The sequence below is a fragment of the Actinoallomurus bryophytorum genome (assembly GCF_006716425.1).
Lineage (GTDB): Bacteria > Actinomycetota > Actinomycetes > Streptosporangiales > Streptosporangiaceae > Actinoallomurus > Actinoallomurus bryophytorum.
This window is the reverse complement of sequence record NZ_VFOZ01000001.1, coordinates 6,931,803-6,945,256: the sequence shown is the minus strand read 5'-3', so window position 1 is coordinate 6,945,256 and position 13,454 is coordinate 6,931,803. Positions and strand designations below refer to the sequence as shown.

Annotated in this window: 12 protein-coding genes; 4 read left to right on the top strand and 8 right to left on the bottom strand. The window is 69.6% G+C overall.

The window, feature by feature from the left end; all coding sequences use genetic code 11:
• Window positions 1-30 precede the first annotated feature (30 nt).
• From FB559_RS32270 to FB559_RS32255, 4 genes are all read right to left on the bottom strand, one after another.
• Complete coding sequence (locus tag FB559_RS32270; protein ID WP_141960682.1) at window positions 31-1,572, bottom strand: multicopper oxidase family protein; 1,542 nt, start codon at window positions 1,570-1,572, stop codon at window positions 31-33.
• Complete coding sequence (locus FB559_RS32265; protein WP_141960680.1) at window positions 1,569-1,976, bottom strand: hypothetical protein; 408 nt, start codon at window positions 1,974-1,976, stop codon at window positions 1,569-1,571. Before FB559_RS32265 ends, FB559_RS32270 begins: the two co-directional genes overlap by 4 nt.
• Window positions 1,977-2,208: 232 nt before the next feature.
• Window positions 2,209-2,874 (bottom strand): response regulator, encoded by a 666-nt coding sequence (locus tag FB559_RS32260; RefSeq protein WP_141960678.1) that lies wholly within the window; start codon window positions 2,872-2,874, stop codon window positions 2,209-2,211.
• Window positions 2,871-4,058 (bottom strand): sensor histidine kinase, encoded by a 1,188-nt coding sequence (locus FB559_RS32255; RefSeq protein ID WP_141960676.1) that lies wholly within the window; start codon window positions 4,056-4,058, stop codon window positions 2,871-2,873. The genes FB559_RS32260 and FB559_RS32255 overlap by 4 nt, the downstream gene beginning before the upstream one ends.
• A gap of 389 nt (window positions 4,059-4,447) precedes the next feature.
• Between FB559_RS32255 and FB559_RS32250 the strand changes: the two genes are divergently transcribed.
• From FB559_RS32250 to FB559_RS32235, 4 genes are all read left to right on the top strand, one after another.
• Window positions 4,448-5,215, top strand: a complete 768-nt coding sequence (locus FB559_RS32250) for an ABC transporter ATP-binding protein (protein ID WP_141960674.1) — start codon at window positions 4,448-4,450, stop codon at window positions 5,213-5,215.
• A gap of 7 nt (window positions 5,216-5,222) precedes the next feature.
• Entirely contained in the window at window positions 5,223-7,772 is a 2,550-nt protein-coding gene (locus tag FB559_RS32245; RefSeq protein ID WP_141960672.1) for an ABC transporter permease, read from the top strand.
• A gap of 257 nt (window positions 7,773-8,029) precedes the next feature.
• Complete coding sequence (locus FB559_RS32240) at window positions 8,030-8,977, top strand: ATP-binding cassette domain-containing protein (protein ID WP_141960669.1); 948 nt, start codon at window positions 8,030-8,032, stop codon at window positions 8,975-8,977.
• Window positions 8,974-9,816, top strand: a complete 843-nt coding sequence (locus FB559_RS32235) for an ABC transporter permease (protein ID WP_141960667.1) — start codon at window positions 8,974-8,976, stop codon at window positions 9,814-9,816. The genes FB559_RS32240 and FB559_RS32235 overlap by 4 nt, the downstream gene beginning before the upstream one ends.
• Window positions 9,817-9,921: 105 nt before the next feature.
• On the opposite strand, the gene FB559_RS32230 is transcribed toward FB559_RS32235, so the two are convergent.
• The 4 genes from FB559_RS32230 to FB559_RS32215 are packed head-to-tail and all read right to left on the bottom strand — an operon-like array spanning window position 9,922 to window position 13,254.
• A complete protein-coding gene (locus FB559_RS32230; RefSeq protein ID WP_425455094.1) occupies window positions 9,922-10,128 on the bottom strand; it encodes a ferredoxin in 207 nt (68 codons plus the stop codon).
• Entirely contained in the window at window positions 10,125-11,327 is a 1,203-nt protein-coding gene (locus FB559_RS32225; protein WP_141960663.1) for a cytochrome P450, read from the bottom strand. Before FB559_RS32225 ends, FB559_RS32230 begins: the two co-directional genes overlap by 4 nt.
• An 8-nt stretch (window positions 11,328-11,335) precedes the next feature.
• Window positions 11,336-12,112 carry an SDR family NAD(P)-dependent oxidoreductase gene (locus FB559_RS32220; RefSeq protein WP_185792502.1) on the bottom strand — a complete coding sequence of 259 codons (777 nt, stop codon included), beginning with the start codon at window positions 12,110-12,112 and terminating at the stop codon, window positions 11,336-11,338.
• On the bottom strand, window positions 12,109-13,254 hold the full coding sequence (locus FB559_RS32215) for a medium chain dehydrogenase/reductase family protein (RefSeq protein WP_141960659.1): 1,146 nt from the start codon (window positions 13,252-13,254) through the stop codon (window positions 12,109-12,111). Before FB559_RS32215 ends, FB559_RS32220 begins: the two co-directional genes overlap by 4 nt.
• Window positions 13,255-13,454 lie beyond the last annotated feature (200 nt).

Here is a 13,454-nt window from a genome sequence, read left to right as displayed (position 1 = left end):
GGCGGCACGCGCCGACCCCCCACCACCAGCTCAGATCACCTCGAAATTGGCCATCATGGCCATGTCCTCGTGCTCCAGATTGTGGCAGTGCATGACGTACCTGCCCTGGTAGCCGGTGAACCTGGCCACGATCGTCACGGTCTCGTTCGAGTGCAGCGCGACGGTGTCCTTCCAGCCGACGTCGTACGCGCCCGGCTTGCCGCCTCCCCGCGACACCACCTGGAAGCCGGCCAGGTGAAGATGGACCGGATGGTCGAGGTCGCTGGTCAGCTGCCACTTCTCCACGGAGCCGAGCCGCGGCCGCGCCTCCGTGCGTGCCGGGTCGAAGGCATGGCCGTTGATCTTCCAACCCGAGTGCCCGTCGATCATGCCGGAGCGGAAGCTGAACTTCCGCGTGACGGCCGCCGCCGACGGGTCGAGACGCTCCACCTCGGCCAGCTTCGCCGGCAGGGGGCCATCGCCACGCGCCGCGCGGGTGACCTGGAACCGCATGACGGCGGCGGCCGCTCCACTGCCGTTCGGGTTCCGCAGGGTGATCACCGATCCGACCCGGTAACGGGAGAAGTCGACGACCACGTCGAACCGCTCCCCCGGCACGATCTCCAGGGCGTCGTGGGCGACCGGCGCGGCCAGCAGCCCTCCGTCGCTACCGATCTGCTGGATGCCCCTGCCACCGGGTGGCGGTGGGTCGAGCGCGAGCTTGTACTCACGCGCGTTCGAGGCGTTGAGGATGCGGAACCGGTAGGCGGTCGCCGTGACCTCCAGCACCGGCCAGGGCGCGCCGTTCACCAGGATGACGTCACCGAGGACGCCACCGCGGTAGTCGTCCGTGACGCCCGCCACCGACCGCAGGTTCCGGTCGGCCGAGGGGTAGAGCAGGGAACCGTCCGCGTTGAACGAGCGATCGCAGATCATCAGCGGGATGTCCCGCTCGCCCTTCGGCAGCGGAAGGGCGTCTTCCACCTCGTCCCGCACGATGTGAACGCCGAACAGGCCACGCCACACCTGCGCACCCGTGAAGTCCATCCGGTGGTCGTGGTACCACAGCGTGGCCGCGCGCTGGGCATGTGGGTAGTCGTACTGGCGCGTGACACGTGCCACCGAGGCACGAGCGTCGTGCATGTCATGCCACGAGCCGACGGCCGGCAGGAGCAGGTCGGTCGGGTATCCGTCGCTCGCCGGTGGGGTCACTCCACCGTGCAGGTGGGTCACCACGGGGACCGGAAGCTCGTTCCGCTGGCGCACCACCGCACGACGGCCGGCGCGCGCCTCGATCGTCGGACCGGGGAACCGGCCCTCGTAACCCCAGACGAGCGTCTTGCGGCCGGGGAGGATCTCGGCGGGCGCTTCCCGCAGCGTCATGTCGTAGTAGTCGGCGCCTGCGTCGCTGCTCGCCGGCTTCAGCACCGGCGGGACGGGCAACGGCACGGCGAACGGCCGCGGGAGCGGCAGCCTGCTCTTGAGCAACCGGGGCTTCCTGCCGCCGCCGCTCCCCGAACAGGCCGCCGCCCCCAGAGGGGTCAGGAGGGCGGCGCCCATCAGGCCGATCGCTTCGCGGCGCGTTCGGCTCACGTGTGTCCAGGCCGGGCGGCGGACCTGGGCGACCAGGCCCACACGAGGAAGGCGGCGGACACACCCAGCAAAGTCATCCCGAGGGGCACGTGCACGGCCAGGTTGTGGCTTCCGCCGACGGCCGACTGCACGAAGCCGAGCAGCGCTATCAGCAGGCTGACCAGGGCGGGCCAGCCGGCACCCCGGCCGGGTCGCCACCACAGGATGGCGAGGACGAGTTGCACGAGCGCGGTCAGGTGCACGGCGGCCGAGCCGGTGGCGTGCACATCCTTCATGCTGTCGGTGCCGTTGAGCAGCTGACCGGCGGTCACCCCCTGGAACAGGATCGCCGCGGTCTGCAGCGTGACGAAGATCCGTAGGGCGAGGTGGAGTCCAGAACGTTCGGTCGGCCGCCCCGCGCTCACAGCCCTAGGCTCGGCGGCGAGGTTATCTGCAGGCATATCTGGACCTTCCCTCGATTCGTTGTGGTGGGCCGGGCAGCGCGACAGGATCTGAAACGTGCCTTTCTTCCTGCCTGCGCCACCACCACAAGACTCGCGAAGTGGTCCTCACGGGAACATCCGCCACAGAGCGGCTTGCGCCTACGTCATTCGGCGTATCCGAATCCTAGGGTTGACAGGTCCATAAACTCAGTCATCATTCGTCGACCGCGATGGCGAGGCCGGATTGGAACGCGAATACGACAAGCTGGGCACGGTCGCGTGCCCGGAGCTTGACCATCGCGCGGCTGACATGGGTGCGGGCCGTCGCGGGACTGATGACCAGGCGCTCGGCGATCTCCCCGTTGGACAGCCCCTCGGCCACCAGTGTGACGATCTCGCGCTCTCTCTCGGTGAGCTCGGAGATGTTGGGAAGCGACGCGCGCCGACGGGCGGGCCGCGCCGCGTACGCGCTGATGAAACGCCGGGTGACGGTCGGCGACAGCAGCGCCTCGCCTTCGGCGACCACACGAATGGCCCGCACGAGCTCGGCCGGCTCGGTGTCCTTGACCAGGAACCCGCATGCCCCGGAGCGCAACGCCTCGTACACGTAGTCGTCCAGGTCGAACGTCGTCAACATGACCACCTTGGTGCGGGCGAGATCGGGATCCCCGGCGATCTCCCGCAACGCCATGAGCCCATCGGTGCCCGGCATGCGAACATCGAGTAGCGCCACGTCCGGTCGGGTTCGGCGGACCATCTCCACCGCGGCCTTGCCGTCGGCGGCTTCACCGACGAGTTCGATGTCATCCTCGGAATCCAGCAGCACCCGCAATCCCATTCGGACCAAGCTCTGATCTTCGGCCACCAATATGCGGATCATGCGCATATCTTTACCAGGGGGAGCCGGGCCATAACCTGGAAACCACCTGCCGCACGCGGTCCCGCCGCAAGCGTCCCGCCGAGCGCGGCCGCGCGTTCCCGCATTCCGGCGATCCCATGCCCGCCGTTGCCGGACACGCTCCCGCCGGTGGCGCCCTTGCCGTCAGGACCGGCGACCTCACCGGCGTCCGCGCTGCCGTCGGGCTCGTCGTTGGCGATGCTCAGCACGAGCTCGGCCGGCTCGTACCGCACCTCCACGGTCGCGCGCACCGGACCGGCGTGGTGCAGCACGTTGGTCAGCGACTCCTGGATGATCCGGTACGCGGCCAGCTCCACTTCGGCCGGCAGCGATCGGCGCGCGCCGGCCACGGCGAACTCCACGTCGAGCCCGACGCGGCGCACCGCGGCCAGCAGCCCGTCCAGCCGGTCGAAGCTGAGGTCCACGCGGTCCGCGCCGAACTCCTCCCGGAACACCCCGAACGTCGTGTCCAACTCGACCAGGGCCTCCGCGCTCACCTGGTTGACGGCCTCCAGAGCCTGTTTGGCCTGCTCGGGCCGGCGTTCACTCACGTGAAGGGCCACACCCGCCTGCATGTAGATCACCGCCAGGGCGTGGCCGATGGCGTCGTGCACCTCACGGGCGATCTGCAGCCGCTCATCCTCGACCCGGCCGCGCACCGCCTCCGCCCCGGCCCGGGCCACCGACGCGCGGCGCATCCGTATGGCGACCGCCAGCACCGTCGGCAGCAGCAACGCCGTGCCCACGATCGGGACCGCACCCCACACCTGCAGGCCACGCTGGTGCACGGACCGCAGCAGGAACGGCGGGAGAACGACGAGGAAGGACAGGCCGCCGGCGGCCAGCGCCCGCAGCCACGAGACACGCTGCGCCACCGCGTACATCGCGAGGCTGGGAGCGGCGATGATCGCCAACGTCGGGTAGCCGATCCCCGCGTAGGCGGCCGCCGCGGCGGTGACCAGCGCGAGGACCATCCGCGGCCACATCCGCCGCACCAGCAGTGCCGCCACCGAGCACAGCAGGAGAACGTCAGGGAACGGGGCGAACGTCTCTAACCGCCCCGAGCTGACCATGACGACCGCCCCGACCAGCAGCGCCAGCAGTCCGTCGACGGCGAGGTCCGGTAGGCCCGGGCCAGTGATGCGGGACCGCTGCTCAGTGGTCACGTCTGGACCTTAGAAGATGCCCGTGCACATATCAAAGCGCACAAAGCGAACACGCCCGCGGTCGCACCTCATGGCATCGATACCCGACGCCCGATTTGCACATATTATCGCCATTTCCCCTGTTCGCTGGAAGAACGATCGGCGGACGCGACTTTTTCCACCCTTCCGCAAACGGGGATCCGCGTTTCGCGCGGCGTCACCACGCGGCGCACAGTATGTCCCGCCCCCGGCCGTACCCGCTTGCGGACGGCCCGTACGTCCATTCGCGTACCGGCGATGCCGCTTCCCGGGGGACGCCCGCGACCACAGAAAAGACGATAATCGGCAAAACGATCAATGAGGCCGACATCACGGACCGGAGGCCGAAGCCGCCGGTCCGGGGAGGCGAAATGAATCACACGGCACCCAGAGAAGAATCCGTTTCACCAAAAATTACCGCAACCGCTCGGGCCGAGCGAGCATCCAAGATCTACCGGTCCGGCGAGGCCGCGGTCAAGGCGCTCGACGACGTGACCATCGACATCCCCGCGGGTCGGCTGACCGCCATCATGGGACCGTCCGGCGCCGGCAAGTCGACACTGATGCACTGCCTCGCGGGCCTGGACACGCTCACGTCGGGCAAGGTCTTCATCGGGGACGTCGAGCTCGGCTCGCTGTCGGACTCGCAGCTGACCCTGCTGCGCCGCGAGCGGATCGGCTTCATCTTCCAGGCGTTCAACCTGCTGCCCACCCTGAGCGCGCTGGAGAACATCGTCCTGCCGGCGGCGCTGTCGGGCCGCAAGCCGGACCAGGGATGGCTGGACACCGTGGTCGAGACGGTCCGCCTCGGCGACCGGCTCTCGCACCGCCCCTCCGAGCTGTCCGGCGGCCAGCAACAGCGCGTCGCCGTCGCTCGTGCGCTCGCCTCCAAACCCCAGATCATCTTCGCCGACGAGCCCACCGGGAACCTGGACTCCCGCTCCAGCGGCGAGGTGCTGGGCTTCCTGCGCCGTGCCGTCACCGAGCTCGAGCAGACCATCGTGATGGTCACTCACGACCCGGTGGCCGCGGGCCACGCCGACACCATCGTGTTCCTGGCCGACGGCCGCATCGTCGACACGATGGACGATCCGACCGCGCAGAAGGTCCTGGACCGCCTGAAGGCCTTCGGGGAATGACGTCGCCATGATGACCAAGATCACACTCCGGGGCCTGTGGGCCCACAAACGCCGCCTCGTCGGCTCCTTCCTCGCCGTCTTTCTCGGTGTGGCGTTCCTGTGCGGGACGCTCGTCCTGAGCGACACGCTCAGCGCCAGCATCGACCGGTTCTTCACCCAGGCGTACGCCAGCACGGACGTCGTGGTGCGGAACGCCACGTCGGCCACCGCGGACTCGGGCACCCCCCGCGGGATGATCCCCAGCTCGGTGCTCGGCCAGGTGCGTCAGGTCAGCGGTGTCGCCAACGCCGAGCCGGTGATCCAGGGGGCCGGTTCGGTCCTGGGCAAGGACGGCAAGCAGGTCGACATCCAGGGCCCCCGCATCTCGGGCAACTGGGTCGGCGACCCGGCCCTGAACCCGTACCGCATCGCCGAGGGACGCGCGCCGCAGGGCGCGAACGAGGTCGTCATCAACCGCGGTCTGGCCAAGTCGGGCTCGCTCAAGATCGGCGACAGGACGGCCGTGTTCACGCCCGAGCGCGTGGACGTGACGATCGTCGGCATCAGCACCTTCGGGTCTCAGGACGCCTTCGGCGGTACCTCTTTCACGGCCTTCAGCACCGAGGCCGCCCAGCGCTACATCGCCAAGTCGCCGGACCGCGTGACGAGCGTCGCCATCAGGGCCCAGAGCGGCGTGTCACAGGACGAACTGGTCAAGCGCGTTCGCGCGGCCGGCCTGCCGCAAAGCGTCGAGGCGATCACGGGTAAGAGCGTGGCGGAGGAGAACGTGTCCGTCCTGAGCGACGGCTTCCTCGCGCTCTTCCGCACCTTCCTCCTGGTGTTCGCCGCGGTCGCGCTGCTGGTCGGCGCCTTCAGCATCAACAACACCTTCTCGATCATCATCGCCCAGCGGACGCGTGAGTGGGCCATGCTGCGGGCCATCGGCGCCTCCCGGCGGCAGATCCTCACGTCGGTGGCGATGGAGGCCACCGCGATCGGCGTGGTCGGCTCGGTGGTCGGACTCTTGGGCGGCGTGGGCGTCGCCGCCGCGCTCAAGGGCGTGTTCGCCGGCTTCGGCCTGGGTCTGCCCGCGGGCGGAATCGTGTTCACCGCCACGGCAGCCATCGTCTCCCTGATCGTGGGCATCGTCGTCACGGTGCTGTCCTGCCTGGTCCCGGCCGTCCGGGCGTCGCGAGTGCCGCCCCTCGCCGCGCTGCGTGACGTGGAGGTCGAGCCGCGGACCGCGTCGAGAAGACGCGTCATCATCGGCGCGGTACTCGCCGTCCTCGGCGTCGGATCCGCCCTGGTCTCCACGTTCATCGATGGAAACGCCGCGATGACACCGGCCGCGGTGGGCGCCGTCGTGACCATCGCGGCCATGATCGTGCTCGGGCCCGCGGTGGCCCGGCCCGCCGCGATGGCGCTCGGCTCACCGGCCGCCCGCCTGCGCGGCGTCGCCGGGGTGCTGGCCCGGCAGAACGCGGCGCGCAGCCCGCGGCGCACGTCCGGTGCGGCGACCGCGTTGATGATCGGCGTCGGCGTGGTGACGCTCTTGACCGTCATCTCCGCCTCGCTGAAGTCCTCCTACGCCGACCAGGCGGGCAAGGCCTTCGCCGGCGACCTGTCGATCGGTACGGGACAGACGAGCACGCACTCGGGGTTCAGCGGACAGCTCAGCGCCGACGTCGCGAAGCTGCCACAGGTGGCGGACGCCGCGGGGCTGGGCAACGGCACCGTGCTGCTCGACGGAGCCAAGCAGACGGTGACCACGACGGATCCGGCGCGGCTCGACGGCGTCCTCCACCTCGACACGACGGCCGGCACGCTCGCCAACCTCGGCAACGACCAGATCGCGGTCGACAAGAAGACCGCGGACGACAAGAACTGGCGAGCCGGTTCGCAGGTCACGCTCCGGTTCCCCGACGGTGTGACGCAGCGGTTCGGCATCGGCGCGATCTACAAGCCGTCGCAGGTCGCGGGCAGCGTCGTGATCTCCCAGGCGGCGGTCGTCCCGCACGACCCGCAGGCGCTGGACACGAAGGTGCTCGTCAAGCTGAAGGACGGCACCGACCTCGCGTCCGCCAAGGCGGCGATCAAACCGGTCGCCGCGAGATACGGCGCGTCCGACATCCAGGACCGCGACCAGTTCATCAAGGCCCAGTCCTCCAGCATGGACGCGCTCCTCGGCGTCGTGTACGTGATGCTGGCGCTGGCCATCGTGATCGCGCTGCTGGGCATCGCGAACACGTTGTCGCTGTCGGTGTACGAACGGACCCGTGAGCTCGGGCTGCTCCGCGCCGTCGGCACGACCCGGTCGCAGATCCGTTCGATGATCCGCTGGGAGTCGGTGATCGTGTCGGTGTTCGGCACGATCGGCGGGCTGGTGCTCGGACTGTTCCTCGGCTGGGCGCTGGTGCACGCGGTGGCCCAGGGCGGCACCGGCACCGGCACCTTCTCCGTACCCGCCCCGCAATTGATCATCATCGCGGTCGTCGGCGCGATAGCCGGAGTACTCGCGGCCATCCGGCCGACGCGGCGCGCGACGCGGCTCAACGTGCTCGACGCCATCGTCGCGTGAGGCGGCCACGGTGATCGGGCGGGGGCCGGAGAGTGAATCCGGCCCCCGCCCGCACGATCGGCAGGCACCGGCGATCGGCCCTGCCGCACCCGGCCCAGGCCCCCGGGGCCCGCGTACGCCCTGGGGCGTAGCCGGAAAGCCGAACGACGGACGATGCTCCCGAGCCGGTCCCGGGCTGACAATGGCCGCGTGATCAGGCAAGGCGCAGGAGCCATCAGGCACAGCGCCCTGATCACGAGACTCATGAAGGCGGCATCGTGACCGAGTACCTGGTCGAAACGGCGAAGCTGACCAAGATCTACGGCCGCCGCCGGGCCGTCGACGACCTCGACCTGCGCGTCCGAGCCGGCGAGGTGTACGGCTTCCTCGGGCCGAACGGCGCGGGCAAGACGACCACGATGAAGATGCTCCTCGGCCTGATCCGCCCGACCTCGGGCACCGCCGAGGTCCTCGGCGCACCGCCCGGCGATCCGGCCGCGCTCGCCAAGATCGGCATGCTGGTCGAAACCCCTGCCTTCTATCCGTACCTCTCCGGCCGCGACAACCTGCGGGTGCTCGCCCGCTACGCCGCGGTCCCGGAGAGCCGGATCGACGCGGCGCTGGAGACCGTCGACCTGTCGTCGCGAGATCGCGACCGGTTCGCGACGTACTCCCTGGGGATGAAACAGCGCCTGGGCGTGGCCGCCGCCCTGTTGAAGGATCCGGATCTGCTGATCATGGACGAGCCCACCAACGGGCTGGACCCGGCGGGCATGGCCGACATGCGGAGGCTGATGCGCGGGCTGGGCGACGCGGGCCGCACCATCCTGCTCTCCAGCCACATGCTGAGCGAGGTCGAGGAGATCTGCGACCGGGTCGGGGTCATCTTCCAGTCCCGGCTGATCAGGGAGGGAACGGTCGACCAGTTGCGCGGTGGCGGCGCGCTGCAGGTGACGGCCGATCCGCTCGACGCCGCGGAGCTCGTCGTCAAGCGACTCGTGGACGCGGACCACGTCACCGTGCAGGACGGCCGGCTGCGGCTCCGCACGACACGTGAGGACGCGGCGCGGATCAACCGGGAGCTCGTGGTCGCCGGCATCGACGTGCTGGAGCTGACCTGGGCGGAACGCACGCTGGAGGACGTGTTCCTGGAGATGACCACTGAGAGGCCCACGGAACCGGTGACGGTCGGACGGCCGGATCCAAACGAACGGGACGTGCGATGACGTACGCGGTCTTGTCGGCCGAGCTGTTCAAGCTCCGCAAGCGCCCGGCGGTGTGGGTCGTCGCCGGCCTGTGGATCCTGCTCGGCCTGATGTTCGGCTATGTCTTCCCCTATCTGGGCTCACAGGGCAGCGGCGGCGGGTTCGGGCCCGACGGCGGCCAATCCCCCGCCGATCTCCTCGCCGGCACGCTGCCGGCCGATCTCGTGCCCACCCTGACCTCTGGACTGCCGATGTTCGGCGGCGCCTTCGCGCTCATCCTGGGCGTTCTGATCTCCGGCAGCGAGTACGGCTGGGGCACGGTCAAGACGATCCTCGCCCAGGGTCCCTCCCGTACGACGGTGCTGACCGGCAAAATCGTCGTGGCCGCCGGCATCTCGCTCGCGCTCGTGCTCACGGAGTTCGTGACGGACTCGATCGCCGCCCTGCTGATCGCGACGATCAAGTCCGCTCCGGCGCACTGGCCGCCCGTCGCGGAGCTGGCGCGAGGGGTCGGCGTCGGCTGGCTCATCGTCGTGACCTGGTGCCTGGGCGGGTTGATGCTGGGCACGCTCCTGCGTGGTACGGCGCTGCCCATCGGTTTGGGGCTGGTCTGGGCGCTGGTGGTGGAAAACCTCATCCGGGGCTTCGCGTCACTGCTCGGATTCATGGACTTCATCCAGAAATGGCTGCCCGGGACCAACGGTGGGTCCGCCGTGGCGGCGCTCGGGGCGTCCACGCGCGGGAACCCGGGGGTGTCGGACGCGGTCAGCGGGACACACGCGGGGGCCGTCCTCGCCGCCTACGTGGCACTGTTCTGCGCGGTGGCGCTGATCGTCTTCCGCCGTCGCGACGTCACCTGATCCCGGTGGCTCACCGGACGCATCATCGACACCGCCGCCGGCCGCGGAGCGGTTCGAGCGGCGGAAAGAAACGCCGCTACCGGCGGCGTGGATGTGGCCGGGATACTACGCCGTGACGATCTTGATCGCACGGGACGGGCAGCGGTCCGCGGCCTGGCGCAGGGCCGGAAGCAGCGCCTCGTCCGGGTACTCCTCGACCAGCGCGACACGGCCGTCCGTGTCGCGCTGATCGAAGACCGCCGGTAGGCGCAGAGCGCACTGGCCGGAGCCGGCGCAGCGCCGGCGGTCGGCCACCACACGTACTCTCGTCACCATCTCACCAGGAGTTCCTGCATGCCGTAGACCCACGCGTCAGTGCGGAACGGCAGCTCCTCCAACGGCCGCTCGACCCTCAGCCCGGGGAACCGCTGGAACAATCGCACCAGCGCGGTCTTGAGCTCGAGCCGGGCGAGATTCTGCCCCGCACACTGGTGGCTGCCGTACCCGAAGCTCACCTGCCGCGGGTTCTCGCGACCGGTGTCGAAGGTGTCGCTGTGCGGGCAGACGGACTCGTCCCGGTTGGCGGACGCGAGGGAGCAGACCACCCAGTCGCCCTCGCGGATGACCACGTCGCCGATCGGGAGGTCGGCGGTGACCTTGCGCACCAGCCCGTACTGGACGACCGTGTGGTAACGAAGCAGTTCCTCGACCATGTTGTCCGCGCGCTTGGGGTCGGCCGTCAGCGCCGCGATCTGGTCCGAGTGCTCCAGCAACGTCAGCGCGCCCAGCGCGATCATGTTCGCGGTGGTCTCATGGCCCGCGATGAGCAGCAGCATCGCGTGACCGACCAGCTCGTCCTCGTCCATCGTGGCGCCGTCGATCTCGCCATGCGTCAGGCGGCTGAGGATGTCGTCGCCGGGATCGCTCCGCCTCATCCTGATCAGCCCGCGCAGGTAGTCCATCAGCGTGAGCGTGGCCGTCTGCACCTGGTCCGCCGGGGTGTCGACGCCCATGATCGTGTTCGTGTGGTGCTGGAACTCGCTCTGGTCCTCCTGCGGCACGCCCAGCAACTCGCAGATCACCATCGAGGGGATGGGCGCCGCGAACGCCTCCACGAGATCGACCGGCGACCCCGAGCGCTCCATGCCGTCCAGCAGGCCGTCGACGATCTCGGTGATTCTCGGCTGGAGCCGTTGCACCCGCCGTACCGTGAGCTCGCGTACGTAGAGCGCGCGGCGCGGGGTGTGTTCGGGCGGATCCATGCCACTCAGCGACTTCGGCAGCATCACGCCGCCCTTGCGCCCTATCGACAGTGACGGCGGCCGGCTGGCGAACCGGTTCACGCTGACCCTGGGGTCGTTGAGAATCGCACGCACGTCGTCGAACCGCGTCACCAACCACGCCTCGATGCCGTTGGGCCAGCGGAACCGGCTGATCGGCGCCTCGGCGCGCAACCGGCGGAACGCCGACGGCGGGTCCATCGGCCCTTCCCGGCGGACGGGCGGTGCGGGGAGTTCGGAATCAACAGTCATGGATACCCCTAGATGATGATCCGGCCGCCGGATACGTCGATCGTGAGCCCGGTCAACCAAGAAGAGGATTCGGACGCGAGGAACAGAGTGGCGAGGGCGCAGTCGGCGGGCCTGCCGATCCTGCCCAGCGGGAACAGCTTCACGATCTGCGGAAGCCGGTCCGCCGGGATCTGCGCCTCCTTACTCTCGGTCATGACCAGCGAGGGGGCGATGCAGTTCAGCCGGATGCCACGGTCGCCGAGTTCCCGTGCGAGGTGCTTGGTCAGCATCCCGACGCCGGCCTTCGCCGCCGCGTACGACGAGGCGGCCTGGCCGGCCAGCCGGCCCGCGGTGGAGGCCATGGTGATGATGGAGCCGCCGCCATGCTCGATCATGCCGGGGACGAACGTGTGCAGGGCGAGGTAGGTCGAGGTCAGGTTGAGGTCGATCGTCGCGCGCCAGGTGTCCAGGCCGATGGTCTCGAACGGGACCGGATCACCACCGCCGCCCACGAACGCGGCCAGCACGTCGACAGGGCCGATCTCGCTCGTGACCTCGTCTCGGATGCGTTCGACGTCTTCTGGCACCGAGCCGTCCGCGACCACCCCGACCGCCTCGCCGCCGGCGGCGCGCAGCTCGTCCACCATCGCCTCGACGTTGTTCTTGTTACGCGAGGAGATGGCGACGCGCGTTCCCTGGGCGACGAGCATCCGCGCGGTCTCGGCACCGATTCCCTGCGTGCCGCCGATGATCAGAGCGGCCTTTCCCTTCAGATCTGGATAGATCGGGATATCCGGCGTTGTCACGATGTGGCACTCCCTCTCTGCTCCACGCGGCCTGAACGCTCGCGCGGGTCCTCCGTTCGGGTCCGCTCGCCGGGCGCGTCATCGTCACAGATCAGGACGATCTTTCCGGCGACCGCCGACTTCTCCAGAAGCCCCTGGGCGGCGCGCGCCTCCGACAGCGGAAGGGTCCGTGCGATGACCGGTTTGATCTCGCCGGCCGCGAGCAGGTCCAGCAGCTTGGTCATGTCGTCCCGGTAGGCACGTGGCTCTTTCTTCTCGAGGCTCCATGCGTTGTAGAAGACCGTGCGCCGGCCGTCGGGGATCAGCTTCGGGGCGAATATCCCGCCCAGGAACCCGAAGATGGCCAGGCCCGTACGCGCGTTGCCCTCGTGCAGCGCCTGGCTCTGCCCGTACGCGACGAGCGTGCCGGGCCGGTTCAACGCGCGGTACGAGCGCATGAAGTGCGTGCCTCCCACCGCGTCGAACACCATGTCCACGCCGCCGCGGGGGTGCCCGTGCTTGCAGTCGAAGGTGTCATCGAGCGCCCATCCGGGGCGTCCGCGCACCACGTTGACGAAGTCCTCCGCGCGGTAGTCGATGTACTCGGCGCCCAGGGACGTGACGACCTCCCGCTTTCCCGGCGAGGCCGAGCCGAAGCACTTGACCCCCGCCAGCGCGGCCAGCTCCAGCAGGGCGGTGCCGACGCCGCCCGCCGCGCCGTGCACCATGGCGGTCTGGCCCGGTCGCGCATGGGCGACCCGGTGCAGCATCTGGTAGGCGACGAAGTAGTTCAGCGCCATCGCGGCGACCTCCACCGGGTCGACCCCGTCCGGCAACGGCACCACCCGGTCGGCGGGCGCGGTCAGGAACTCCGAGTACCCGCCGCCCCGCACGATGGCGCAGACCCACTGCCCCGCCGCCAGCCCCGACACGCCGTCGCCCACCGCCTCGACCACGCCGGCCGCGTCGTACCCGGGGACGAAGGGCGGCTTCGGCGCGCCGGGAATGACGCCTTCACGCAGGAGTACGTCACCGTAGGAGACCCCGGCCGCGACCAGCCGGATCAGCACCTGACCGGGCCCGGGCGGTGCGCTCTCCCGCGTGGTCACCTCGATGCCGCCCGAGTCACCGCGGCGGCTCACCACCACGTTCGTGTATCTCATGCCGTCTCTCCTCAGATCCCGTCCTCCCGGCGATCGGGCGATCGTCGTGGGTCCGGTCTCGACCGGAGCGTAAGCCGCACACCAGCAGGGCTGCATCGGGCAGGAATCACCAGTCGGCTGGGCAAATTCCTGCCTTCGCGGGACCGCTGAATGACGTCGCAGGGACCCTCCTGAGGCGACCCTTTATCCATTCGGCTCGC

Bases quoted from the DNA above. Each gene is read 5' to 3' on its own strand.
- FB559_RS32215 (WP_141960659.1), bottom strand. From the start codon at position 13,254: ATGAGATACACGAACGTGGTGGTGAGCCGCCGCGGTGACTCGGGCGGC.
- FB559_RS32235 (WP_141960667.1), top strand. From the start codon at position 8,974: ATGACGTACGCGGTCTTGTCGGCCGAGCTGTTCAAGCTCCGCAAGCGC.
- FB559_RS32260 (WP_141960678.1), bottom strand. From the start codon at position 2,874: ATGATCCGCATATTGGTGGCCGAAGATCAGAGCTTGGTCCGAATGGGA.
- FB559_RS32225 (WP_141960663.1), bottom strand. From the start codon at position 11,327: ATGACTGTTGATTCCGAACTCCCCGCACCGCCCGTCCGCCGGGAAGGG.
- FB559_RS32245 (WP_141960672.1), top strand. From the start codon at position 5,223: ATGATGACCAAGATCACACTCCGGGGCCTGTGGGCCCACAAACGCCGC.
- FB559_RS32250 (WP_141960674.1), top strand. From the start codon at position 4,448: ATGAATCACACGGCACCCAGAGAAGAATCCGTTTCACCAAAAATTACC.